Origin of the sequence: uncultured Subdoligranulum sp., assembly GCF_963931595.1 — a bacterium.
GTDB lineage: Bacteria > Bacillota > Clostridia > Oscillospirales > Ruminococcaceae > Gemmiger.
This window is the reverse complement of sequence record NZ_OZ007030.1, coordinates 1,077,445-1,101,842: the sequence shown is the minus strand read 5'-3', so window position 1 is coordinate 1,101,842 and position 24,398 is coordinate 1,077,445. Positions and strand designations below refer to the sequence as shown.

Sequence of the window (24,398 nt, the reverse complement as noted above, 5' to 3'; positions counted from 1 at the left end):
TGTCCTTCTCTTCTTCAGTCCTGTGCTTCGGGCTGCGCCAGGCCCACCACCAGAACGTTGACCCGGGATACCGTAATCCCCGTCATATTCTGGATGGTCTGCTTGACGTTCTCCTGCACTTTTTCACACAACGGCATGATCTTCTGGCCATAATTTGCCGTCAGATGCACGGTCACGGCCGCGACGCCATCTTCCAGCACAACGCTGACCGGCTTCTGCAGGCCGGTACGGCTCAGCAGCCGGCGAACGTTCTGGCTGTTTCCAGTCGTCACCTCGGCAACGCCGCCCACTTCCAACGCAGCCAGACGGGCAATCTTGGCCAAGACATCCGTTGAAATCTGCAAGCTGCCCCCGATGGTATTCTGCACATCCATGTTGTGTACCCTCCCGTTGCATGCAGCCCTTACCGCGGGCCACTTTTTCTTATAGTATAGTTTAGTTTACCACAAAACCATACCATTTGCAACTGATGAAAGGTTTATTTTACCTCCACGATGGTGATGTCCTGCGCATCCAGGTCCTTGCACTGGCTCATCAGCGCATCCCGGATTCTGGCAACCTCCTCGGCCGTCAGCGCATCATTTTCTGTCATGACCGTTACATTGGCCCGCTCCCCCTCCAGATTGACCACACAGTCCGCGAACCCCTTGGACTTGATCAGCGTTTCCAGCTTGGTCTCCAGGGTGATATTGTTGACCTGCATACTGAGTTTGTCGGTCAGGGCCTTTTTCTCCGCTTCGCTGACCGAGGTATCTTTGAGTGCTTCGTTCAGTGCCTCCAGCGCTTCGTCCCGCGCTTTGCTCCGGGACAGCCGCGCCTCCTCAAAGAATTCCGTGCCGGCGTCCTGGGTGACGCTGACCATCTGTGCCTCCCCGTAATTCTTGTTCACGGTCTGTTCCGGCACCTCCCCGGCATCAGCCGATGTCTCCAGCGGGTCGGTGACGGCTGCGGCAGCTGTCTCTACCGCCGTTTCTTCGGCCGGCGACGCCGTCAGGTCATCCGGCGCCTGCCGCGCAAAGGACCAGTTCAAATAAACTGCCGCCCCCAGTGCCAGTGCCATCACGGCCGCGGTTGCCCGGCGGTGTTTGCTTTGCTTGGTTGCCGTCTGTTTCATCCCATGTACCCCCTTATTCTGCGGCCGCCATTTTGGCGACTGTGACATGATTGGCCCCTACGCCCGTCAAGGCTTCCACCAGTTCACTGATCTGATTCTGTACAGCGGCGTCTCCCCCTCCTTCACAGACAACTGCCACCCCCAACACCTGCGGGGTTTGTACCGTTTCGACCAGGCCGTCATCATCCAGCAATACATGGCTGACTGTATCCTGACCATCCGCGGATGTCTGTCGGTCTGTGGCATAGATATTTTCCTCCCCGGAGGCAAGCGTCACCATGACCCTTGCCGCACCGGCACCGTCCACCTGCGCAATGAGTTGTTCCAGGTGTTCCTGCAGTTGTACCGCGTAGTCCTCCGGGCCTGGAGCACTAACTTCCGCTTCCACGCGGGTTGACGCATCTTCCTGTGGCACCCATTCCGGCAAGGCCAGCAGGACCAGCCCCGCCAGACCGAGGCAGACCACCAGATTGACCCGTTTCTTTTCGTCATTTACCAGTGCTTTGATTCGCCCGCTCCACCGCTCCAGCCACGCCGTCCCCGTTTTCACGACGCATCACCTCCCGCCGTGATGGTATAGGAAAGAGTTCCGCAGCTGGATTGCAACACAGCTTCTGCTCTTTCCCGGTCTTCTGCGTGAAGCAGCGTGACCTCGCAGGTATTTCCCCGGATCTGGACCGCAGCATCCACACCCGCCTGCCCCAGAACCGTCCGGATCGCCTGGGCGGAAGCTTCCTGCCCCAGCTGTTTCCCATACTCTACATAAGAATCTGACATCTCGGTCTCTGCGGCAGTCAGCGCATACAATTCCGCAGCCAGCGATTGCCAATCCGCCCCCCGGACCAGCTGCAGCGCTGCCGTTATAATATACAGTGCCAAGACTGCATTTATGACAGGTGCCAGGCTGTTCTCCGGCCAGAAAATCCGGATCATCCCTGCCACAGTGGAGATCACACAACATCCCAGCGCCACATGGCGAATCGATTCCATCAATTACACCCCATTTCCTGCCAGCAAAAGCAACGCGGTGGACAAGAATACCATGAAGAAATACAATGCCAGCACCGATACACAAAGCCGGCTTCCCTCTCCGTACAGCCGGCACAACCTGCCGCACTGCTTTTGACCGATCAGGGAGGCGGCCACCCCCACCACTGCAAAAGCAGCGGTGTACAAAAGACACTGTACCACCACCGGCACAAAGGCCACTGCCAGTGCAGCCAGTGCAGCCAGCGCCAGCGACCCTTTCAACAGCTGTACGGCAGCCGAGGCCCCCGACAGCGCCGCTGCCGCCGCATCCCCCACCACCGGGATAACCCCCTGCAGCATGCTTTTCCCCGTCCTCAGGGCCGCGTTATCCACACTTCCGGCCAGGATATTCTGCAGTCCCAGAACGGCGCCAAACACAATGCCGCACAGCCGCAAGGCCCAGTGCAACAACCTGGCGAACAGCGCCGCAGCCTCCTCAATTCCCGTGTTTCCCCAGATACAGGCACAGGCCGTAAAGCAGAAATAAATCTGCATCACAGGAAGCAGTACAGTGCGGATGAGCCCCGCCAGGAAGCTCGACATAGCAAAAAACATGCCGCTGTACACCAGCGCTCCTGCCCCTTGCCCGCCCATGGCAGCCACACCGCTGTATACAGGTACAAAAGCCACCAGATAATTCTGGCAATCCTGCGCGGTTGTCACCACGGCGTCCGCCAGATCCATCATGGCATTCAGGCTCATGGCACCGAATCCCAGCAAAGATACCGCCTCCAGGCAGCGCCGCCAGGTACTGCCCGTCACCAGAAGGCTCAATGCCCCTGCCAGAAGCAAGTACGCCCCCGCCCGCCATGCAAATTGCAACGGGTCAAAGAGGTCCGTCCCCACAAGGCCCGCAAGCCAATGGAGCACATCCTGCAGTTGCCAGCCGGACGCCTCCTGGATGGCGGCGTCTCCACCTGAGAGTATCGCTTCCACGTTCGCGGAGAACCCTTCCGCGTCCGCATGCAGCGGGAAAAGGATCAGCATCCCGATTATTGCAAGTAGCCCGCATAGGCGCTGAGCAGTTCCTGCAGCAGCGGCAACGCCTGCAGTAAAGCCAGCAACCTGCCGCACAGTTCCGCTGCCGTCGCTGTCGCCGACATGCCTGCCTCTCGACACAGGTCCCCCGCGAGCTGTGCCACCAGCGCGATGCCCATCACCCGTAAAAGCGCATCGATTCCCCCACCCGGCAAAATACCATCCAGTGTCTGCAGCCATTCCATGACCGGCCGCATCTGCTGTGTCATTGTGGCCAAAATTCCTGCTGCGGCGCAGACCGAAACCAGAAAAGCAAAAGCCGGCTGTTCTTTTTTGAGCGCCAGGCTGAGTACCGCCGCCACAAACGCCACGGCGGCCAATTTGTATAACAGCATGTTGCCTCATCACAACTCAAATAACGCCTTGATCAGCACAAACAAATCGCTGATCTGTCTCACAAGCATACTCAGAACCACAATCAAGCCGGCCAGTGTGGTCATCATGGCCTGATCCTCCCGCCCCGAACGAATCAGAAGCTGATTCAGGACCGCCACAATAATACCGGTTGCCGCTATTTTAAACACCAGATCAATGTTCATTGTGTCAATCCCTCACCACATAAGAATGGCAGCCAGCGCGCCCAGGCAAATTCCCAGCCGCGGCCAGAGTTTTTCTGCCATCTGAGCCTCTTTTTCTTTTTGCATCGCTGCCTCTTCACATACTGTTGCCAAGTGCTGCAAGGTCCTGCAGGCCGTTTCCCGTGGCGCCATCGAAAGTTGATGCAAGTCAGACCGGATTTCCTCCCGCAGAGAGGGCACAATCGTATCAGGCAGCGGCAATGTTTCCAACCGCGTACAGGATTGCATCCCCAGGCGTGTAAACTGCGGATAGGATTTCGCACGTTGCAACAGTTCCTCCCCTGTGAGCGCCTGATATGCGAGAAGCTGCTGCATATAGGAAAACAGGCGCGAAACCGCGTAGACCTCCTGCCAGGCAGACCTTTTGTGTGCGCAGGCTGCCATGCCACCTGCACCGCCCGCCGCCACCAGAAGGCCTGTTCCCAGACAGCGCAGCAAAAAATTCAGGAAAGCTGTACCCATTGTGCCACCGTACCAGGCTTTTGCCGCCCGTCCAAAAACACAGCTGCCGAGAAGGCTCCCGTTGCGCAAAGTTTTGCCAGCTGCGGCTTTTGTTGCAGGGCCCGCGGAGAATCACAGTGCACCGACGCCAGAAAGCACACGCCCGATGCCACCCCCTGCTCCACCGCCTCCGTGTCGGCATTGGTTCCCAATTCATCGCAGACAATGTACCGCGGATTCATGCAGCGCAGCGCCATACGGATTCCCTCCGCCTTGGAACAGCGGGTATAGACATCGCAGCATACTGGCTGTCCCCTGGCCACTGTTCCGTTGTCGGATGCCATCAGCTCGCCACGCTCGTCCACCACACAAACAATTTCTTCGGTATTCCCGAGGAACCGCACCAGACTGCGCAAGAAAGTGGTCTTTCCGCTTCCCGGTGCTCCCGCCACCAGCAAGCCGCCCGCACCGTCTGCCAAGAATTTTCGGACCGGATCCGGCAGTTCACAGAGGACCCACCGTGCCACCCGCACATTCAATGATGTGATGCGTGTGAAGCCTCCCAGACTTCGATTTCCCGCCACGCCAATCCGATTTCCGCCGCGGATGGTCAGGAACCCCTGACCCAGTTCCTCCTCGTACGCATAGGCCGAGTACCGGCACAGCTGCAAAAAGCAGTCCTGCAGGAGGTCTTGGCCGACAGATGCACAATGCTTTGCCGTCGGAAGATACCGGGTACAGGGAACCAGCTTTCCGCGTATGGTAAAGTAGGCCGGTTGTTCTGCCCTAAGGCGGATTTCCTGCACAGCCGGCGCTATTATGGCGTCCAGCCTGCGCAGCTCGTCCGAAAGCGTCTGCGGCAAGGCATTGACCACGGAATAGTACTCGTCCATCGTTTTGTTCACCTCACACTGCCACTGTATGTGCAGCAGCACCAGGTTAGAACCAAAGAAAAAAGCACCCTCCCAGGAGGGCGCTTGGCAATCAGGTATTCTGGATCAGTGCGTAGAGTCCTGCTTCATCAATCACAGGAATCCCGAGGGATTGTGCCTTGGTCAGTTTGGATCCGGCCGCCGTTCCGGCGACCACGTAGCTTGTCTTTTTGGAAACAGAGCCTGCCGCTTTGCCGCCATTCTGCACGATCAGCGCTTCCGCTTCCTGGCGGGACAGTGTGGGCAGTGTGCCAGTAACCACCAGCGTTTTACCTGCCAGAGCGGTGCCCTTGGGGGTGCCCGTCCACTTCATATTGACCCCGGCCTCCTCCAGCCGGGTCAGCAGATCACTGGTTCCTTCCTTATCGAAAAATTCCCGCACACTCTGCGCCATGACGACACCAAACCCGTCAATTTCGCACATTTGTTCCACGCTGGCCGCGCGAAGCGCCTCCATACTGCCAAAGTGCTCCGCCAGCAAAGCCGCCGCCTTATCCCCGATATTCCGGATTCCCAGGCCGAACAACAGTTTATCCAGGTTGTTGGACTTGGAATATTCGATGGCCGCCAACAGATTCTGGGCGCTCTTTTTCTTGAATTTGTCCAGTGTCAGCAGTTGTTCCTCCTGCAGCGAGTACAGATCCGCCACCGTGTGCACCAGATTCTTCTCGGTTAGCTGAATTGCCACCGCTTCGCCCAGACCGTCGATGGCCATGGCATCGCGCGATGCAAAGTGAATCAGGTTGCGCAGGCTCTGCGCCGGGCATTCCGGGTTCACACAGCGCAGCGCGGTTTCATCCTGCAGATGCACCACCGGCGCCCCGCAGCTCGGACACACGGTCGGCATCGCAAAGGGCTTGCTGTCCGGCCCATGAGCCGATACCGCAATCACTTCGGGGATAATGTCTCCCGCCTTACGAACCTGGATGGTATCCCCGATTCCGACGCCCAGACTGCTGATGATATCCCCGTTATGAAGGCTGGCCCGCGACACACTGGTACCCGCCAGGGAAATCGGGTCAAACACCGCGGTTGGCGTCAGCACGCCGGTGCGGCCCACTGTGACTTCGATATCCCGCACAACGCTCTCCTTCACCTCGGGCGGATACTTGAAGGCAATTGCCCAGCGGGGGAATTTGTTGGTACTGCCCAGAACGCGGCGGGCGGCCAGGTCGTTGACCTTGATCACCGCGCCGTCGATATCAAATTCCAGTGTTCCGCGCAGCTGCCCGATGGTCTGGATCTCCCGGATGGCATCTTCAATATTGGAAAACACGCTATACCGCGGAGAGACCGGGAACCCCAAGGATTTGATATAATCCAGCGTTTCATGGTGCGTGGTAAAACTGCGCCCCTCACATTGCTGCAAGTTGAAAACAAAGATGGACAACCCACGCTCCGCCGTGATTTTTGCGTCTTTCTGCCGCAGCGAACCTGCTGCCGCATTGCGGGGATTCTTAAAGGGGGTCTTGTCTTCCAGTTCCTGCTGCTCCTTCAGTTTCAAAAAGGCAGCGTGCGGCATATACACTTCGCCGCGCACTTCCAGAAAAGCAGGCGCATTCTCCAGCTGCTGCGGGATATCCCGAATGGAGGCAAGATTTTCCGTCACATCTTCCCCCACCGTACCGTCGCCGCGTGTGGAACCCCGCACCAGACGGCCATCGCGGTATTCCAGACTGACTGACAGACCGTCGATTTTGGCTTCCACCACATATTCCGGCCGGATACCCGCCTCCCGCACGCGTGCATCAAATTCCCGCAGTTCATCCTCCGAGAATGCGTCCTGCAGGCTTTCCATTTTGACGGCATGGGTCACTTTGCTGAATTTGCTGCTGGCCGTACCGCCCACATGCTGCGTGGGGGAATCCGGCGTAATCAGGTCCGGGAACTCTGCCTCGATTGCCTTGAGTTCCCGGGTCAGCGCATCATATTCAAAATCCTCCAGTTCGGGGGCATCCTGATCATAATACAACCGATTGTTTTTCTCAATCACAGCACGCAACTCTTCTGCGCGCTTGCGTGCCTGTTCCCGCTCCATATACATTTTCACTCCCTATTTCAGATGTGGGTATTATACCACATTCCATGTATTTACTTCAATCCAGCGCCTGCGCATAAAACGAAGGGGTTCCCCCCTGCAGCAGGATGCTGACCATCGGAACCGAATCGGTAACCGTGAGTGTTTCGGTGCGGCCATCCAGAATCATATTGACGGTAACCTGCAAAAGGATTTCGGCAGTGTAGCGCGTGGTATTGATGGACAGTGATTCGGTCTTTTCCTGCCACTCAGCTTCCATATATCCTTCCGGCCGGAGAGACACTGTCCACGCCGGGCCATGACCGCTGAGCAAAGAATTCCCGGTAAGACTTCCGAAAGGGATTCTGCATTCCTGTTCGGGCAATTCCTGCATCCGTTCCTGAACTGCTTGCACCAGTCTGCTGCGGAAACGATTGACCGCTGCGGTATCAATCTGCACACCCGCTTCCGTTTTCGTATAAAAGCGCGTAGATTTCGCTCCTGTATCCTCCAAGGTCTGGCTGACTGCTTCGTGAATGGCTTGCAGCGTAATGGCACGCGCCTCATATTCAGCCAATTCCATGAGGGTCGGGCGAATTTCCGAATTCACATATGCATTGAAAAGAAGTGCCGCAACCATCAGCGCAATTCCCCACAGTCCAAGCCTCAGCCGGAAAGCAAACCGTCTTTTTTCCTTTGGCAAGGTCCGACGCATGGCCTCCGCACCTCCTTTTGCAACCGTGCCCGCCATTCTATGCCTGAAGCCAATAAATTGTCCTTCCCCATAATTCACAGAAAAGTAAAAAAAGTTGTTGACATTTCGGTTTTCGTTTGCTATAATAGCAGACGTCGTCAGGGATTGGTTCTGACAACCTATGGGGGTGTAGCTCACCTGGGAGAGCGCCTGCATGGCATGCAGGAGGTAAGGGGTTCGATCCCCCTCATCTCCACCAAGAAAGCGGACTGAAATTCAGTCCGCTTTTTCTTTTTGTCTTACACAAAAAACAAGCGGGATGCCATGGCATCCCGCTTGTTTTTATGCAAAGACTAACGGCTTACTCTGCGTCTTCACAGAACGCTTTGAAGGTCAGATAAGCCATGTACACATCCGCTTTGGAAACCACCTCGAAGGGCGAATGCATGGAAAGTACCGGAACGCCGATATCAATGGTATCGATATCCTGGTTGGCCACGAATTTGGCTACTGTTCCGCCGCCGCCCAGGTCCAGCTTGCCCATCTCACCGATCTGCCAGACCACATTGTGGCGGTCCATCAAACCTGTCAGGTAGCTGACCAGCTCCGCCGATGCATCGCTTGTACCGGACTTGCCGCGGGCGCCGGTGTACTTATAGATGGCTACGCCATGGCCTGCATAGGTGCCGTTGTCCGGTTCAAAGGCATCGGCAAAGGTGGGATCAAAGGCCGCCGTAACATCCGCCGACAGGCACTTGCCGGCCTTGCAGGCCGTAATGTAATCGGCGCCCTGGCCTTCGCAGAGCTGCTGCAGGAAATGGAAGGTATACATGCTGTGCAGGCCCGTCACACCGTCGGAACCGGTTTCTTCCTTATCCGTCAGCACGCACACCGTGGTGTAAGCGGGAGATTTTACCCCGATTTCCGCCATCAGGGCCGGATAAGCATCCACGCGGTCATCATGGCCATAGGCGCCGATCAGGGCACGGTCCAGACCGATATCCCGCGCTTTGAAGGCCGGAACCACTTCAATCTCCGCCCGGGTGAAGTCCCGCTCCGTGATGCCGTAAGCTTTATACAGCATTCCCAGCACATTGAGTTTGACGCGCTGCTCGGCCTCTTTGTCGGCGATGGGCTGGGAGGCAATCAGGACGTTGAGGTCCTCACCTGTAATGCCCTCGTTCAGCGGCTTGACATTCTGCTTGGCACTCAGGTGCGGCAGCAGATCGGTGATGCAGAAGACAGGATCCTCTTCCTTTTCACCGATGCTGATTTCCACCTTGCTGCCGTCGGCGCGATACAGCACCCCATGCAGTGCCAACGGCATCGTGGGCCACTGGTATTTGCGGATGCCGCCATAGTAGTGGGTACGCAGATAGCCAAGGCCGTTCTTTTCAAACACCGGCACCGGGCGCAGATCCAGACGGGGCGAGTCAATGTGTGCAATATTGAGATGGAATCCTTCATTCATCGGCTTGGTGCCGATGGTTGCCGCCAGCACGCATTTGTGGCGGTTGATGGTGTACACTTTGGCACCCGCTTCCAGTTTCTGGCCGGGCACGAAAGGCTTATAGCCCGCTTCCAGCAGCAGCTTTTCGCTGTAAGCCGCCACCTCGCGCTCTGTTTTTCCGTGGTTCAGGAATGCCTTGTATCCTTCACAGAATTCCTGCGCAGCCTGCAGGGCCTCCGGGGCCATATCGGCAACGGTTTCATTCTTGTAAAGCAACTTCTTCAGTTCTTCGGTAGTCTGCATGGTTACAACTTCCTTTCATGCATCACGATGCATTATAGATTTCCTGGTAGTGCTGATAGCTGCTGGTGATCTTTTTGACGTACAGCCTCATCTGGGGATAGGGATAGTGGTCCAGTGTTTTGCCGTCTGCAGAATACTGTTCCTGGGCCAGCAAATCGTCCACTGTCCCCCAACCGCTGTGATACGCCGCAGCGGCTGTGGCCAGATCGTCCTGATACCGCAGCAGACAATAACTCACGAAGTAACTGCCGAACCGGATGTTGGTTTCGGGGTCATACAGATCTTCGAAAGTCAGATCCTCCGTGGGGGCAATTTTCGACTTGATCCAGTCAAAGGTCACCTCGGTGATTTGCATCAGCCCTCGGGCTCCTGCATCGGAGTCCGCCATGGGGTCGAAATTGCTCTCGGTCCGGATGAAGGCATACAGCATCAGCGGGTCGATTTCATATTTGTCTGCGTAATAGGTCACGTACTCTGCATATTCGATGGGATATTCCCACCGATTGATCTTATCCTGAAAGACAGCAAACAAGGCTGCTCCGATCGCCGCCAGAATTAGCAGGACTGCCAGACCTCTTTGTATCAACTTGTAAAGAGTTTTTCTCTTAGCCATGTTCCTCCTTTCTCAGGGATGCCAGATACGCCTTGATCTGCTCGATCAGCTGCGGCACCGTTCCATCATTCACGATTTCCACCGTTGCCGCCCTCCGTAACTCCTCCAGCGGTGTCTGGGCGTCCAGACGCCGCCGCGCCATTTCTTCTGAAATGCCATCCCGGGAACAGATTCTCTGCACACTGGTCTCATAGGGCGCCGTAATTAAAATCAGGGCATCGCAGCGCGCCTCAAAAGGTGTGCCTACAATCACGGCACCGTCCACAAATGCCATTCCGGCCCCGCCGGTTTCTGCCTGCCGGAGCCGCTCCTCAATGCGGCGCAAAATCTCCGGCTGGGTGATAGCGGTCAGCGTCCGGGTGCCTTCCGGCGTGGCGAATGCACGGTCTGCCAGCAAATGGCGTTTCAGCGTACCGTCCGATTCCAGAATATCCTGCCCGAAAGACGCCTGCAGTTGCGCCAGACACGCCGAGCCCGGCAGCAGAACTTCCCTTGCGATACGATCCGCATCGATACAAGGATACCCCTGCTCTGCCAAGAAATTTGTCGCACTGGATTTGCCGCAGCCCGAACGGCCGGTGATTCCGATGATTTTCACAGCGTCACCACCCGGAAAGCCGCCGCACGAATCAGGCGGTTATAAACGGCCATGGAAATTCCATCCTGTTCCGGGCAGCGGGCATAGACGGTCTGTGCCCCATGGCGGTCCAGATCCCGCAGCGCGGTGAACAGATGATGTGCCTGGGTAGCCCCATCATGATTCCGGCCGTATTCAATGGACGGCACCGGCAGCTGCGCGCCTTCCCCGTCAAAACACAGAGCCCACACACCCGGTCCGGCATGTTCTTTCACATATTGCCGATAAGCGGCAAAGTCTCCGCGCAGGATGGTCACCTGCGCCTTGGGCGCATAATGCTTGTATTTCATGCCCGGTGAACGTGCCACTTCACCGTCCTTGAGTTTTTCCAGAATGGCCGGGCTTACCAGCACTGCTTCGCTCAGCACCGCTTCCATCTGTTCCTTTGTGATATACCCGGGACGCAGCAGAACAGGATGCTCCCCTGTCACCGAGACCACAGTGGATTCCACGCCCACCATGCTTTCGCCCCCGTCCAGAATCAGCGGCAGGCGTCCGTCCATATCCGCCAGAGTATCCTGGGCGTTGGTCGGGCTCGGTTTGCCGGAAAGGTTGGCCGACGGTGCTGCAAAGGCCACCCCGCTGGCCTTGATGACTGCCTGGACCACCGGATGGGAGGGCATACGCACGCCCACCGTATCCAGACCGGCACAGGTCACCTCGCTGACTTCCTCGCCCCGGGGCATGACCATGGTCAGCGGACCGGGCCAGAAGGCCGCCGCCAGCTTGAGAGCTCGTTCCGGCACTTCGGAGACAATCCCATGCAGCATGTCCATGCCGCAGATATGCACGATCAAAGGATTATCCTGGGGGCGCCCCTTTGCCTCAAAGATCTTCCGCACAGCCTCCCCATTGCGGGCGTCGGCCGCGATTCCGTACACCGTTTCCGTGGGAAGCGCCACCAGTTCGCCCTGCTGCAGCAGCTTGGCTGCCAGCGCAATACTTTCTTCCGATACAGGCAAAACCTGTGTTTTCATCTTTTATTCCTCACTATGCTGTTTCAGCTTTTCTTCCCGGTCCGCCAGAATCAGTGGCTCCAGCACGCGGTCCAGGTCACCATCCAGAACCCCCTGCAGATTCCGCAGCGTGAGGCCAATGCGATGATCGGTCACACGGTCCTGGGGAAAATTGTAGGTACGTATCTTTTCGCTGCGGTCCCCTGTTCCCACCTGACTCTGCCGCTTCTCGTTGTAGGCTTCGTCATAGGCCTGCTGCTTTTGCTGCAGCAGACGGCTGCGCAGAACTGTCAGTGCCCGCTCCTTGTTTTCCCGCTGGCTGCGCTGATCCTGACACTCCACCACCATGCCCGTCGGCAGGTGCGTGACCCGGATGGCGGAAGATGTTTTGTTGATATGCTGCCCGCCGGCGCCGGAGGAGCGGAAGGTATCGATTCGCAGATCCTTTGGATCCAGTTCCAGTTCCACCTCTTCGGCCTGCGGCATGACTGCCACCGTGACCGTCGAGGTGTGAATACGCCCCTGGGTCTCGGTCTCCGGCACCCGCTGCACACGGTGTACGCCGCTCTCAAATTTCAGACGGCTGTACACATCGGCACCTTCCACCGAAAAGATAATCTCCTTGACCCCGCCCAGTTCCGTTTCATTGGCACTGACCGTTTCACAGGACCAGCCCCGCTTGGATGCATACATCGTGTACATCCGCCACAGGCTGTGGGCAAACAGCGCTGCTTCCTCGCCGCCTGCACCGGCCCGAATCTCCAGAATGACACTTTTTTCGTCATCAGCATCCTTGGGAAGCAGCAAAAGGCGCAGCCTCTCCTCGCTCTGCGTCAGATTCCGGGCAATTTCGCAAAGTTCCTGTTGTACCATAGCCTTGAACGCCGGGTCCGTCTCCTGCTGCAGCATTTCGGAAGTTTCCTTCTGCTCCTGCCGCAGGGCTGTATACCGGCGATATTCTTCCACCAAGGGGGTAAGCTCTTTGTAGTCCTTCATCATACGCGCGTATACATCCGGCTGCGCAGCGGCATCCGGCGCGGACATACGATGCGCCAGTTCTTCGTACCGGCGTTCCACATCATGCAGTTGCAAAAATTCGGTCATAAAGCAGTTCCTTTCCACACAAAACTTTCACAGCTGTGTGGACAGCTACTGCTCCTTCTCCCGCAAAATCTTTTTGATGTTGCGCTCGATCTTGGCGCGGGGCAGCATAATTTCATGCCCGCAACCCTGGCACCGGATCTTGAAATCCATGCCGACCCGCAGTACATCAAACCGATTTGCACCGCAGGGATGTGGTTTTTTGGTCTGAATCACATCTCCGACCCGTACGTCCATACGGCGCACCGCCTTTCCCGTAAATTTGCTCTCTTATTATAGTACAGCCGGTATTGTTTTGCAAATCATCCGCATAAAAGTTTAGTAACCGCTTCTGGGGATACAAAAGCGGAAATCACAAGAAACGAGGAACCGAAAATGTTGGAATATCGTGCCGAAGGCCTTTGCCGAAACGCCAATCACCTGAGCAAAGAGGAACTGAATCATTGCATCGCAACGGGCGAGATCCTGCAAAGCACCGCCCTGGCCTACGACAATGAGCACCGTCTGCGGTTTGAGCTCTGCGGCCAGCGGGGGTATATGCCCCATGACGAATGCCTGGACGTGGGACCGGGAGAAGCCATCAAGGACATTGCCGTACTCACGCGTGTCGGGCGTCCCACCTGCTTTGTCATCACAGGGACATCCGTAGAAGACAACGGCCAGGAGATCTATCTTCTCTCCCGGGCCGCCTCCCAGCGCCGCTGCCGGCGCGAATACCTCGACGCTCTGGAGCCCGGCAGCGTAATTCCCTGCACCGTCACCCATATTGAAAACTTCGGGGCCTTCTGCGATATCGGATGCGGTATCTCCGCCCTGCTTCCCATCGACTGCCTGTCTGTTTCCCGCATTTCCTCCCCCAACGACCGTGTCCAGGTGGGGCAGCAGCTGTTATGCGCCATCAAAAACCGGGATGTTCAGGGGCGGATTGTGCTTACATTGCGGGAATTGCTCGGCACCTGGAGCGAAAACGCCGCATGCTTTGCCCCCGGCGAAACCGTTGTGGGCATCGTACGCAGCGTGGAAGACTACGGCGTCTTCATCGAGATTGCCCCCAACCTGGCCGGTCTGGCGGAAGCTGATTCCTCGCTTCACCCCGGGCAGGCGGTCAGCGTATACATCAAGAATATCCTGCCGGACAAAATGAAAATCAAGCTGGTGGTCGTCAACAAGAATCTTTCCCAACCGCTTCGTTTCGAGCCACACTATTTTGTGACCCGTGGCCGACTGAAGAAGTGGACCTATTCCACGCCCCAGAGCCACAAACAGATCGAGACCATTTTCTGAACCTGCACTTTTTTCCGGCCGTCTCTTGCCACTGTGCAGATCGATGTGTATAATAAAAAGAAAGACAAATTGGCGAGGACGTGATAGCATGGCAGAAGCATTTACCGCAGGTGTAAAGCCCGGCGGCCTTACAGACGACACGCAGATCCGTATTCTGCTGTGTTACCTGGTCAAGACGGCTGGTCCGCTGACGCGCGATACCCTGCAAGGTGCTTTGCTGCAGGAACAGCTGGTAAATTATTTTGAATTTGCTGACGCACTGGTCGACGTGGAAAAGCAGCAACTGGTCGCGCAAGACGAATCCGGCCTGTATTCCATCACCGAAAAAGGTTCCACCGTCGCCGATACCCTGGCTTTGGATCTTCCCCGTACCGTGCGGGAAAGCGCCATCCGTGCCGTCATGCAGATCCAGAGCTGGCGCCACAAAGCCGCCATGAACCGGGCCCGCGTGGAAGAAGAGGACGGCGAGTATACTGTCTGGTGCGCCATCGGGGACCTTGGCAGCGATGTGTTCCGCCTGCAGCTGGCCATGCCGGATAAGCTGACCGCCGAAACCATCAAGAACAACTTCACCGCACACGGCAGCGAGATCTACTCCAAGGTGATGGATATGCTCACGCAGCCCAGCACCGAGGATGACCGCCCGCCTGTAGGTTTGTTATAATAGCAAAAAATCCCTGCTTGCCAAGCAAGCAGGGATTTTTTATGGAAGCATCAGCAGCCCAGGTACGCCTTGCGCACTTCGATGTTGTTGGCAAGCTCGGTAGCTTCCCCTTCCATCTTGATCGTACCGGTCTCCAGCACATAAGCGCGGTTGGCGATTTCCAGCGCCATCTTCGCGTTCTGCTCCACCAGAAGCACCGTCACGCCGTTGCGGTTGACTTCCCGGATAATCTTGAAAATCTCCTTGACCAGCAACGGAGACAGGCCCATGGAAGGCTCATCCAGCAACAGCATCTTGGGCTTGCACATCAGAGCACGTCCCATGGCCAGCATCTGCTGTTCGCCGCCGGACAGGGTACCGGCGGGCTGGTTGCGGCGTTCTTTCAGGCGCGGCAGCAGTTCGAAGACCATGTCAAAGTCATTCTGAATGGCCTCTTTGCCGTCGCGGCGCACATAGGCACCCATCTGCAGATTCTGCTGTACCGTCAGGCCGCTGAATACTCGGCGTCCTTCGGGAACCTGTGCCAGGCCCAGACGGATAATTTTATGCGCTTCCATCTTGCTGATGGTCTGACCGCAATAATCGATCTCACCGCTCTGCAGTTTGAGCAGACCGGAGATCGCATGCATCGTCGTGGTCTTGCCGGCGCCGTTGGCGCCGATCAGCGTAACAATTTCACCCTCGTTCACATGGAAGGAAACATCCCGGATGGCATGGATGGAACCGTAGAAGACATTGATATTCTTGACGGAAAGCATCTCCCCCATCGTCAATCACCTCCCAGATATGCCGCAATAACCTTCGGGTTGTTGCGGATGGCCTTGCCATCACCGCGGGCAATCACACGGCCGTAATCCAGCACAGTGATTTCCTCGCAGATGCCCATAACAAAGTTCATGTCGTGCTCGATCAGCAGAATGGCGATACCGAACTGATCCCGGACACTGCGGACGGTCTGCATCAGTTCTTCCGTTTCGTTAGGGTTCATACCGGCCGCCGGCTCATCCAGCAGCAGCAGTTTCGGATTGGTCGCCAGTGCACGGGCAATCTCCAGCTTGCGCTGCTTGCCGTAAGGAAGCTGGCTTGCCTTCAAGTTGGCTTCCCCGTCCAGATCGAAGATCTTCAGCAGCTTGTGGGCTTCCCGGTTCATTTCATGCTCCTTCTCCTTGAAGGCAGGCAGCCGGAGAATCCCCGTCCACATATTGTATTTGATCTGGTTGTGCAGACCGACCTTGACATTATCCAGCACGGTCATCTCATTGAAAAGACGGATATTCTGGAAGGTACGTGCCACGCCGGACCGGCTGATCACCTCGGGATTCTGCCCAGTGATGTCCTTGCCGTCCAGAACAATGTTGCCCTCGGTGGGTTTGTACACACCGGTCAGCATATTGAATACCGTCGTCTTGCCGGCACCGTTGGGTCCGATCAGGCCGTACAGGTGCCCCTTTTCGATGGAAAGGTCCAGCTGTGCCACAGCCTGCAGACCGCCAAACGCAATTCCCAGATTGCTGACTTCCAGCAAAGCCATGTTACGCCACTCCTTTCTTCTTTGTCTTGCCTGCATCGTTTTCCTTGCGGAAACGCGCCGTCAGCTTGTTGCGAAGCTGAATCATCTGCGGGCTCTGGTTGAAGATCATAACCACAATCAGCACAATGGCATAGATCAGCATGCGGTAATCGTTCATGCTGCGCAGCAATTCCGGCAGAACCGTCAGGATGGCTGCGGCAATCACCGAACCGCGCAGATTGCCGATGCCGCCCAGCACCACGAAGACCAGAATCAGAATCGAGGTGTTGTAATCAAATTTCTTGGCAACCAGCGAAGAATAATTCAGAGAATACAGAACACCGGCAATGCCAGCAAAGACAGCGGAGGTCACAAAGGCCATCAGCTTATACTTGGTGATGGGAATGCCCACCGAACGGGCTGCAATCTCGTTATCACGGATGGAAGTGATGGCACGGCCCGCACGGGAATTCACCAGATTCAGAATCACCAGCAACGTCACGATGACCAGTACAATGCCGATGGTAAAGTTGGACGCCTTGGTAATACCGGTGATACCCTGCGCGCCGTTGATCAGCACTTTGCCGTCCTCCATGTTCAGGGAGCTGCTGTCCTTCAGGGAGAAGTGCAGGCCGTTGGCATCCACGCCCAGATAGCAGGCGTTCATGACGTTTTTGATGATCTCGCCGAAAGCCAGCGTAACAATGGCCAGATAGTCACCCGACAGGCGCAGAACCGGCACACCTACCAGGAAGCCAAAGATACCGGCCACCAGACCGCCCACCACAAAGGAGAGCACCAGGGCCAGAGGTTTGGGAGTCGTAGAGCTGATCGAAACCCACAGGAGCGTGCCGGAGAACGCACCAACGCTCATAAAGCCCGCGTGGCCCAGGCTCAATTCGCCCAGAATACCGACAGTCAGGTTCAGCGAAACCGCCATGATTACGTAAGCGCAGATCGGCACCAGCTGACCGGAAAAAGAGTTGGTCAGAAGATCCGCGGCGGAAAGCAGCTGCACAATAATGTAAAATGCGATCACGATGCCGAAGGTGATCAGGTTGCTCTTCGTGGAGCGTTTCATTGTTTTCAAATTCATCGCTGCCACCTCACACTTTCACATTGACTTTCTTGCCCAGCAGACCGGTCGGTTTGACGATCAGCACCACAATCAGGACCAGGAAGACGATGGCATCCGAGAGCTGGGTAGAAATATATGCTTTGCTCAGGTTCTCGATAATACCCAGAAGGATACCGCCCAGGAACGCACCGGGAATCGAGCCGATGCCGCCGAAAACAGCCGCCACGAATGCTTTGATACCAGGCATGGCACCGGTGGTGGGCTGCAGTGTGGGATAGGAAGAGCACAGCAACGCACCTGCAACTGCTGCCAGTGCGGAACCGATGGCAAAAGTCAAGGAGATGGTGGCATTGACGTTGACCCCCATCAGCTGGGCAGCGCCACGGTCCTCCGAGACCGCCTGCATGGCGTGACCGGCCGAAGTATTGTTCACGAACCAGATCAGAACGACCATGATCACAACACAGACCACAATGGTGACAATGGTCTCCGCCGAAATCGTCAGCTGACCACCAAACAGGCTGAGCGGCTGCAGGAACGGAATGCCGGAGATTACCGAAATAAAGCTCTTGGGGTTGGAGGACCAGGTCAGCTGTGCCACCTGCTGCAGCAGGTAGCTGACGCCGATGGCGGTAATCAGAACAGCCAGGGACGGGGCTTCCCGCAGCGGCCGGTAGGCCACCCGTTCGATCACAACGCCCAGTACGGTACAGACGACCATAGAAAGTACAATGGAAAGAATCGGGTTCATCCCGGAAGTACCGAAGGTGAAGAATACGACGTAGCTGCCGATCATGATGACATCGCCGTGGGCGAAGTTCAACATTTTGGCAATGCCGTAGACCATCGTGTACCCCAGGGCGATCAGCGCATACACGCTCCCCAGACTGATGCCGTTGATCAGGTAGGACAAAAACTGCATTGCGTAAAACACCTCACTCTATCTCTTTCTGCTGTTTACAAAGCCGCACACATGCAGAAATATAGTATATAGTAGCACAATTCCACCGGCAAAACAATGGCATTTTCGCCCGATTCTTTGTGCAAATGACTGTTTTCGCAGCCTGTAACACCAAAAAGAGCTGCCGAACCCTGTGTCCGGCAGCTCCATTGGCAACGGAATTTCAGATAAAAACCGCTTCAGGCCTCATCACATTGCAGCGTAAGCGCCGTCTTTGATCACAACAGCCTTGGGGTCCTTGGAGATCGCACCCGTAGCATCCCAGGTCATACCGGTACCGGTCAGGCCATCAAAGGTCATGCTGGTGAACTGGGTCTTGAGCGCGTCGCAGATCTCGCTGGCATCCATATCACCATTGATACCGCCAGCCAGAACTGCCTGGTAGATGGAGTAGATCACGTCGTAAGCGTCCGCAGCAAACTGGTTCGGGGTCTCACCGTAAGCAGCTTCATAAGCGGAAACGAAAGCCTGGGTCTTCTCGTCCTGGGCATCCGCAGCGAAGGGGGTCAGCAGCATCAGGCCCTCGGCCAGAGAGGTGTCAAAGCCCTCGATGGAGAGGATGCCGTCCATGCCGTCGCAGCCGAAGAACTTGGGCGTATAGCCGGTCTTGTCGGCAGCGATCAGGATCTGAGAAGCTTCCTGGTAGTAGATGGGCAGGAAGACCAGCTCAGCACCGGCCTCCTGGCACTTGGCAACCTGGGTGGAAAGGTCGGACTTGTTGTCGGCAGTGAAAGCCTCGGCCGCAACGATCTCCAGACCCTTGGCCTCCGCCTCAGACTTGAACTTGTCGAAGATGCCGGAAGAGTAGGCATCGGAAGAATCGTAGATCACACCGATCTTGGTGGGCAGGCCGTTCTCTGCGATGTAGTCAGCGGAAGCAACGCCCTGGTTGGGGTCGGTGAAACAAACCTGGAAAACGTTGCCGCGCGCCACCGGGCTTTCCACGTTAGGATCTACATACAGAACGGACAGAGAAGAGGCAGAAGGAGTCAGCATGAACATGTTGTCGTTCACGGTCTCGGAAGCCACAGCCACAGAAGGAGTGGTGGTGACAGGGCCGGCCAGGATCTGCATGCCCCAGTCCTTCAGAGTGTTGTATGCATTGACGCTCTTCTCGGCGTCGTTCTCGTCGTCCTCGAACTGCCACTCAAAGACATCGCTGCCGTTCGCAGCATTGATTTCCTTGACAGCCAGCTCCTCGGCATTCTTGACGGCGGTACCGTACACGGCAGCGGCGCCAGTGACAGGGCCGATACCACCGATCTTGATCGGGGTACCGGTGTAGCTGCCGGTGCCAGCGCTTTCGCCGGTCGCGGCAGAAGCGGTAGAGGTGGCTTCAGAAGAAGCCGCGGAACTGCTCTCCGACGTAGTCGCCGTAGAGCCGCAGGCAGCCAGGCTCAGCACCATAGAAGCCGCCAGAACAGAACTAACGATTTTTTTCATGGTTTTCTAACCCTCCTAATTTCACAGCACATGTTGCCTTGCGGCGGGCCGCACACCCCTGTGCTGTTGTATAAAAGAATTATAGACTTTTACGCTCAAAAGCGCAATGTTCCAATTTTACAGTGTTGAAAAGTAAATTCTCCTGTTTTGTGTCCAATTTGCATAAAATTTAGTTACAAAATGTTATCAATCTGCCATCTTGACAAAAAATACTATCCGTTTATTGTAAAGAACTTGCAAAACGCGTCGGAATTTGCCATAATGGTTGTAAGCAATAATAATGATCCGTGAAAGGGGCAAATTCGCAGATGAAACTTCTCGAACAGCGTATTCTGCAGGAGGGGCAGGTCCGTCCCGGCAATGTGTTGAAAGTCGACTGTTTTCTGAACCATCAGCTGGATGTCGAACTTTTGGACCAGATCGGCGCCGAATTCCACCGCATTTTCAAGGACGACGGCATCAACAAAATCCTGACCATCGAGGCATCGGGCATTGCCATCGCCTGCATGACAGCCCGCCATTTCGATGTACCCGTTGTTTTTGCCAAAAAGGCAAAGAGCAAGAACATTGACGGGGAGGTCTACACATCCAAAGTCCACTCCTACACCTACGGTCGCGACTACGACATTACGCTGGCAAAGAAGTTCCTCTCCCCCAGCGATAAAGTCCTGATCCTGGATGATTTCCTTGCCAACGGCAAGGCCATGAAGGGTCTTCTGGATATCTGCAAGCAGTCCGGCTGCACAGTGGGCGGCATCGGCATCTGCATTGAAAAGGGATTCCAGCCGGGCGGTGCCGAGCTGCGCGCAGCGGGATACAAGCTGGCCAGTTTGGCCATCGTCAGCGAGATGAGCGACACCGGCCTCACCTTCCGCGAACAAGACGACTGATTCATAACCAAAAAGGGCAACTCCTGATGGGAGTTGCCCTTTTCTTATATTTTACTGCTGCTGCAGTGCAATGTTCTTGTAGCGCGGCCGCATCATACCGTGTTCCACATGCGGTTCCCCGCCTTCCACGGTATCTGCATCGATGGTCACCTTGGTGATGGATGCATCCGACGGGATATCGTACATGATGGGGATCAGCAGATCCTCCACCACGCTGCGCAGACCACGGGCACCGCTCTTGCGTTCCACCGTCTTTTTGGCGATGGCATGGAGCGCTGCGTCGGTAAAGACCAGTTCCGCATTGTCCAGGTGCAGCAGTTCTTTGTACTGCCGCACAATGCTGTTCTTGGGCTCTGTAAGCACACGCACCAATGCATCCTCATCCAGCGGATCCAGCACCGTGACCACCGGCAACCGGCCGATGAGCTCCGGAATCAGGCCAAACCGAACCAGATCGTCCGGCTCCACTTTCTTGAGAAGCTTCTGGCGGGTTTCATCCTTGTCCAGCGTTGTGCGAAGCTGGCTGCCAAAGCCCATGGAAGCGTTATCCGTGCGCTTCTGGATGAGCTTTTCCAGGCCGTCAAAGGCACCGCCACAGATGAACAGGATGTTCTTCGTGTTGATCTGGATAAACTCCTGCTGCGGGTGTTTTCGGCCGCCATTGGGCGGCACGTTGCTCACCGTACCCTCCACGATCTTCAGCAGCGCCTGCTGCACGCCCTCACCGCCCACATCGCGGGTGATGGAGGGATTCTCGCTTTTGCGGGTAATCTTATCGATCTCGTCGATGTAGATAATGCCGATCTCCGCCTTGGGAATATCAAAGTCCGCCGCCTGGATCAGCTTCAGCAAGATGTTTTCCACATCTTCGCCCACGTAGCCCGCCTCGGTCAGCGTAGTCGCATCTGCAATGGCGAAAGGCACATTCAGCATTTTCGCCAGCGTCTGGGCCAGCAGCGTCTTGCCGGTGCCGGAAGGTCCCAGCATCAGCACGTTGGACTTCTGCAGCTCCACGTCGCTTTCCTTGCCGGAAAGGATACGCTTGTAGTGATTGTAGACCGAAACAGCCAGCACTTTTTTTGCTTCATCCTGCCCGATCACATACTGGTCAAGCCCTGCCTTGATCTCGGCGGGCGTCAGGATGTTGACACTCTCCAGCGGGTTGGCATCGTACCGGGCCTGCCCCGGGTTGCGCTGCGCGCCGGGACGCCGGCCGGCACCGGCGCGCGGCGGCATCGGGTGGTCATCGTCCTTGTACAGCGCGCGATAGCACATATCGATGCAGTCTTTGCAGATGTTGACTCCAGGGCCAATCAGGAGCTGCTCCACTTCATTTTGAGAGCGACCGCAGAAACTGCAGATCAGCTCACGTCCTTTTCCGTCCTTCCCGGACGTTGTGTTTGCCATGTTGTTCCCCCGAATCAGTGTTTGTAGAGGATATCATCGATCAGACCGTATTCTTTGGCCTGCTGCGCCGTCATATAATTGTCGCGCTCGGTATCCCGCTGAATGGTCTCCAGCGACTGGCCGGTATACTGGCTGTACAGCTGGTTCATACGCTCGCGGATATGGATGATATGATTGGCATGAATCTGGATATCCGTCGCCTGACCGGAAATTCCGCCACCGCTGATCAGCGGCTGATGGATCAGAATTTCCGAGTTGGGCAGCGCAAAGCGTTTGCCCTTGGTGCCGCTGGCCAGCAGGAAAGAGCCCATAGAGGCCGCCATGCCGATGCAGATGGTGGAAACATCACATTTGATGTAATTCATCGTATCGTGAATGGCCATGCCGTCCGAAATGGAGCCACCCGGGCTGTTGATATAGAAGTAAATATCCTTCTCCGGGTCCTGCCCTTCCAGATAGAGCAGCTGCGCCACCACAAGGCTGGCCGAAGTGGAATTCACATCTTCGCTCAGCACAATAATGCGGTCATTGAGCAAGCGGGAAAAAATATCGTAGCTGCGCTCACCGCGCGCAGTCTGTTCGATTACATAGGGTACAAGGCTCATAGGGGTTCCCTCCTTATTGAAAAAATCGTTTGAAGCGGATAAACGAACCGATACGGCAGCAGATGCACACCGTATCGGCCCTGTTTATCATACTTCCCGGAAGATCACAATGGCGGAATTACTCGCCCTTGGCTTCCTCATTCTGGGTTTCTTCCTCTTTCTTTTCCGCCTTCTTGGTGGTCTTGCGGGTGGTCTTCTTGGCAGGCTTCTTCTCTTCTTCGCCGGCCACCACATTGGCCTTCTCCTTCACGAAGTCGATGGCCTTGTTGACAGCAAGATCCTTCTTGACAGCGGCAACGTCCACCAGGCTCTTGACCTTGTCGGCTTCCATCTTGTAGGCATCGGCGATGCGCTTGACTTCTTCCTCAAACTCCTCGTCGGTGGTCTCGATGTTCTCCTTGGCAACGATGGCTTCCATGGCCAGACGCATCTTGACCTGCTTTTCGGCCTGCTCACGGAACTGCTCCTTGAACTGGTCCTTGTTCATGCCCATATACTGCAGATACTGCTCCAGCTTCAGGCCCTGCTGAGAAATGCGGTACTGGAAGTCCTGCACCAGCTCCTCCATGCGGCCCTCGATCATGGCATCGGGAATGTCAGCCTTCATGCCGTTGACGACCTGATCGATCAGATCGTTTTCCACCTTCTGCTCGGCCTGCTTCTCGTAGTTGGCAGCAATGCCCTTGCGGATGGAATCCTTCAGTTCGTCCAGCGTGTCATACTCGCTGACATCCTTGGCGAAATCGTCATCCAGCTCCGGCAGCTCCTTGTACTGGACCTCATGCAGCTTGATCTTGAAGGTGGCGTCCTTGCCGGCCAGCTCTTCCGCCTGGTACTGCTCGGGGAACTTGACGTTCACGTCGAACTCGTCGCCAGCCTTGTGGCCCACAACCTGCTCCTCGAAGCCGGGGATGAAGGAGCCGCTGCCCAGCACCAGGGCGTAATGCTCGGCCTTGCCGCCCTCAAAAGCCTTGCCATCCACAAAGCCCTCGAAGTCGATGGTCGCGGTGTCGCCGTTCTGGGCCTCACCGTCACGGGTCAGCAAACGGCCGTTGCGTTCCTGCATGCGCTTGATCTCAGCGTCAACTTCCGCCTCATCCACAGTCTTGACATCCTTGGTCACGGTTAAACCGACATACTCGCCCAGTTCCACTTCCGGCTTGACGGCGACCTTGACCTTCAGGACGGCGCCCTCCTCCTCGGACATGGAGACAACCTCGGGAGCGGGACCGCCCACGACATCGATGCCGGCCTCTTTGACAGCGGCCTCATAGTTCTCCGGGAACAGATCGTTGATGGCGTCGTACTGGAACAGGTCCTTGCCGTACATCTTTTCGATCATCGCACGGGGAGCATGGCCCTTGCGGAAACCGGGAACGGTGTACTTCTTGCCCTCACGCTTGAAAGCGGCAGCGACAGCGGATTTGAAGGTCTCCGCGTCGATGGAGAACTGCAGTTCGACCATGCTCTTTTCGAGCTTTTCACAGGAAATCAACTTCATTTATAAATTCCTCCAAAAATAGATGTACATAAAAATACAAGTAATTATAGCATGTTCCCGCGCAGAATACCAGCCCTATTTGCAAAAAAGTCACAATTCATCTTACTTTTCTGGCCATTTTCAGGCTGATGCGCGCCGAAAACCTGCCTGCT

Annotated in this window: 28 protein-coding genes and 1 tRNA gene; 4 read left to right on the top strand and 25 right to left on the bottom strand. The window is 56.2% G+C overall.

Annotation, left to right across the window (positions count from 1 at the left end):
* Positions 1-14: 14 nt before the first annotated feature.
* The 11 genes from ABGT73_RS05160 to ABGT73_RS05110 all read right to left on the bottom strand — a co-directional run bounded on the left by ABGT73_RS05160 (position 15) and on the right by ABGT73_RS05110 (position 8,041).
* Positions 15-374, bottom strand: a complete 360-nt coding sequence (locus tag ABGT73_RS05160) for an Asp23/Gls24 family envelope stress response protein (RefSeq protein WP_346668743.1) — start codon at positions 372-374, stop codon at positions 15-17.
* A gap of 104 nt (positions 375-478) precedes the next feature.
* On the bottom strand, positions 479-1,114 hold the full coding sequence (locus tag ABGT73_RS05155; RefSeq protein ID WP_346668742.1) for a SpoIIIAH-like family protein: 636 nt from the start codon (positions 1,112-1,114) through the stop codon (positions 479-481).
* 13 nt (positions 1,115-1,127) lie between these two features.
* A complete protein-coding gene (locus tag ABGT73_RS05150) occupies positions 1,128-1,664 on the bottom strand; it encodes a stage III sporulation protein AG (RefSeq protein WP_346668741.1) in 537 nt (178 codons plus the stop codon).
* Positions 1,661-2,107: a hypothetical protein gene (locus ABGT73_RS05145; RefSeq protein WP_346668740.1), complete on the bottom strand. Its 447-nt coding sequence runs from the start codon at positions 2,105-2,107 to the stop codon at positions 1,661-1,663. Before ABGT73_RS05145 ends, ABGT73_RS05150 begins: the two co-directional genes overlap by 4 nt.
* Positions 2,108-3,079: a stage III sporulation protein AE gene (locus tag ABGT73_RS05140; protein ID WP_346668739.1), complete on the bottom strand. Its 972-nt coding sequence runs from the start codon at positions 3,077-3,079 to the stop codon at positions 2,108-2,110. It lies immediately after the preceding gene.
* Between the two features lie 56 nt (positions 3,080-3,135).
* A complete protein-coding gene (locus ABGT73_RS05135; protein WP_346668738.1) occupies positions 3,136-3,516 on the bottom strand; it encodes a SpoIIIAC/SpoIIIAD family protein in 381 nt (126 codons plus the stop codon).
* 9 nt (positions 3,517-3,525) lie between these two features.
* Positions 3,526-3,720: a stage III sporulation protein AC gene (spoIIIAC, locus tag ABGT73_RS05130; RefSeq protein ID WP_007046405.1), complete on the bottom strand. Its 195-nt coding sequence runs from the start codon at positions 3,718-3,720 to the stop codon at positions 3,526-3,528.
* Between the two features lie 12 nt (positions 3,721-3,732).
* Positions 3,733-4,221: a hypothetical protein gene (locus ABGT73_RS05125; RefSeq protein WP_346668737.1), complete on the bottom strand. Its 489-nt coding sequence runs from the start codon at positions 4,219-4,221 to the stop codon at positions 3,733-3,735.
* Positions 4,203-5,093 carry an ATPase, T2SS/T4P/T4SS family gene (locus tag ABGT73_RS05120; RefSeq protein WP_346668736.1) on the bottom strand — a complete coding sequence of 297 codons (891 nt, stop codon included), beginning with the start codon at positions 5,091-5,093 and terminating at the stop codon, positions 4,203-4,205. Before ABGT73_RS05120 ends, ABGT73_RS05125 begins: the two co-directional genes overlap by 19 nt.
* Positions 5,094-5,184: 91 nt before the next feature.
* A complete protein-coding gene (gene ligA, locus ABGT73_RS05115; RefSeq protein WP_346668735.1) occupies positions 5,185-7,170 on the bottom strand; it encodes an NAD-dependent DNA ligase LigA in 1,986 nt (661 codons plus the stop codon).
* A gap of 58 nt (positions 7,171-7,228) precedes the next feature.
* Positions 7,229-8,041, bottom strand: coding sequence for a sporulation protein YunB (locus ABGT73_RS05110; RefSeq protein ID WP_346668734.1), 813 nt, complete (start codon positions 8,039-8,041; stop codon positions 7,229-7,231).
* Between ABGT73_RS05110 and ABGT73_RS05105 the strand changes: the two genes are divergently transcribed.
* Positions 8,027-8,102: transfer RNA gene (locus ABGT73_RS05105), tRNA-Ala, on the top strand. The genes ABGT73_RS05110 and ABGT73_RS05105 overlap by 15 nt on opposite strands.
* A 102-nt stretch (positions 8,103-8,204) precedes the next feature.
* On the opposite strand, the gene ABGT73_RS05100 is transcribed toward ABGT73_RS05105, so the two are convergent.
* From ABGT73_RS05100 to ABGT73_RS05075, 6 genes are read right to left on the bottom strand one after another with little or no spacing between them, the layout of a single operon-like run.
* A complete protein-coding gene (locus ABGT73_RS05100) occupies positions 8,205-9,596 on the bottom strand; it encodes an aminopeptidase (protein ID WP_346668733.1) in 1,392 nt (463 codons plus the stop codon).
* Positions 9,597-9,618: 22 nt separating this feature from the next.
* Positions 9,619-10,209: a lytic transglycosylase domain-containing protein gene (locus ABGT73_RS05095; protein ID WP_346668732.1), complete on the bottom strand. Its 591-nt coding sequence runs from the start codon at positions 10,207-10,209 to the stop codon at positions 9,619-9,621.
* Positions 10,202-10,807: a dephospho-CoA kinase gene (coaE, locus tag ABGT73_RS05090; RefSeq protein WP_346668731.1), complete on the bottom strand. Its 606-nt coding sequence runs from the start codon at positions 10,805-10,807 to the stop codon at positions 10,202-10,204. The genes ABGT73_RS05095 and coaE overlap by 8 nt, the downstream gene beginning before the upstream one ends.
* Positions 10,804-11,823, bottom strand: a complete 1,020-nt coding sequence (locus ABGT73_RS05085; protein WP_346668730.1) for an L-threonylcarbamoyladenylate synthase — start codon at positions 11,821-11,823, stop codon at positions 10,804-10,806. Before ABGT73_RS05085 ends, coaE begins: the two co-directional genes overlap by 4 nt.
* A 3-nt stretch (positions 11,824-11,826) precedes the next feature.
* Positions 11,827-12,906 carry a peptide chain release factor 1 gene (gene prfA, locus ABGT73_RS05080; RefSeq protein ID WP_346668729.1) on the bottom strand — a complete coding sequence of 360 codons (1,080 nt, stop codon included), beginning with the start codon at positions 12,904-12,906 and terminating at the stop codon, positions 11,827-11,829.
* Positions 12,907-12,951: 45 nt separating this feature from the next.
* Entirely contained in the window at positions 12,952-13,140 is a 189-nt protein-coding gene (locus ABGT73_RS05075; protein WP_346668728.1) for a DUF951 domain-containing protein, read from the bottom strand.
* Between the two features lie 138 nt (positions 13,141-13,278).
* On the opposite strand from ABGT73_RS05075, the gene ABGT73_RS05070 reads away from it, so the two are divergent.
* Both ABGT73_RS05070 and ABGT73_RS05065 read left to right on the top strand, forming a co-directional pair.
* Positions 13,279-14,187 carry a S1 RNA-binding domain-containing protein gene (locus ABGT73_RS05070; protein WP_346668727.1) on the top strand — a complete coding sequence of 303 codons (909 nt, stop codon included), beginning with the start codon at positions 13,279-13,281 and terminating at the stop codon, positions 14,185-14,187.
* 88 nt (positions 14,188-14,275) lie between these two features.
* Positions 14,276-14,851, top strand: coding sequence for a DUF4364 family protein (locus tag ABGT73_RS05065; RefSeq protein ID WP_346668726.1), 576 nt, complete (start codon positions 14,276-14,278; stop codon positions 14,849-14,851).
* 50 nt (positions 14,852-14,901) lie between these two features.
* Here ABGT73_RS05065 and ABGT73_RS05060 read toward each other — a convergent pair whose 3' ends face one another.
* From ABGT73_RS05060 to ABGT73_RS05040, 5 genes are all read right to left on the bottom strand, one after another.
* Entirely contained in the window at positions 14,902-15,618 is a 717-nt protein-coding gene (locus ABGT73_RS05060; RefSeq protein ID WP_007046417.1) for an ABC transporter ATP-binding protein, read from the bottom strand.
* Positions 15,619-15,620: 2 nt separating this feature from the next.
* Positions 15,621-16,382: an ABC transporter ATP-binding protein gene (locus tag ABGT73_RS05055; protein WP_346668725.1), complete on the bottom strand. Its 762-nt coding sequence runs from the start codon at positions 16,380-16,382 to the stop codon at positions 15,621-15,623.
* Between the two features lies 1 nt (position 16,383).
* Complete coding sequence (locus tag ABGT73_RS05050; RefSeq protein WP_346668724.1) at positions 16,384-17,457, bottom strand: branched-chain amino acid ABC transporter permease; 1,074 nt, start codon at positions 17,455-17,457, stop codon at positions 16,384-16,386.
* 10 nt (positions 17,458-17,467) lie between these two features.
* Complete coding sequence (locus ABGT73_RS05045; protein WP_346670311.1) at positions 17,468-18,361, bottom strand: branched-chain amino acid ABC transporter permease; 894 nt, start codon at positions 18,359-18,361, stop codon at positions 17,468-17,470.
* A gap of 228 nt (positions 18,362-18,589) precedes the next feature.
* Positions 18,590-19,843 (bottom strand): ABC transporter substrate-binding protein, encoded by a 1,254-nt coding sequence (locus tag ABGT73_RS05040; protein ID WP_346668723.1) that lies wholly within the window; start codon positions 19,841-19,843, stop codon positions 18,590-18,592.
* A 308-nt stretch (positions 19,844-20,151) separates the two neighbouring features.
* Here ABGT73_RS05040 and ABGT73_RS05035 point away from each other — a divergent pair, with 308 nt between their 5' ends.
* Complete coding sequence (locus ABGT73_RS05035) at positions 20,152-20,733, top strand: xanthine phosphoribosyltransferase (RefSeq protein ID WP_346668722.1); 582 nt, start codon at positions 20,152-20,154, stop codon at positions 20,731-20,733.
* Between the two features lie 51 nt (positions 20,734-20,784).
* Here ABGT73_RS05035 and clpX read toward each other — a convergent pair whose 3' ends face one another.
* The 3 genes from clpX to tig form a co-directional block, all read right to left on the bottom strand.
* A complete protein-coding gene (gene clpX / locus ABGT73_RS05030) occupies positions 20,785-22,140 on the bottom strand; it encodes an ATP-dependent Clp protease ATP-binding subunit ClpX (protein WP_346668721.1) in 1,356 nt (451 codons plus the stop codon).
* 14 nt (positions 22,141-22,154) lie between these two features.
* The gene (gene clpP / locus ABGT73_RS05025) at positions 22,155-22,745 is read right to left on the bottom strand and encodes an ATP-dependent Clp endopeptidase proteolytic subunit ClpP (protein ID WP_346668720.1); all 591 of its coding nucleotides are present in this window, start codon (positions 22,743-22,745) and stop codon (positions 22,155-22,157) included.
* A gap of 118 nt (positions 22,746-22,863) precedes the next feature.
* Positions 22,864-24,246 carry a trigger factor gene (tig, locus tag ABGT73_RS05020; protein WP_346668719.1) on the bottom strand — a complete coding sequence of 461 codons (1,383 nt, stop codon included), beginning with the start codon at positions 24,244-24,246 and terminating at the stop codon, positions 22,864-22,866.
* Positions 24,247-24,398: the final 152 nt, after the last annotated feature.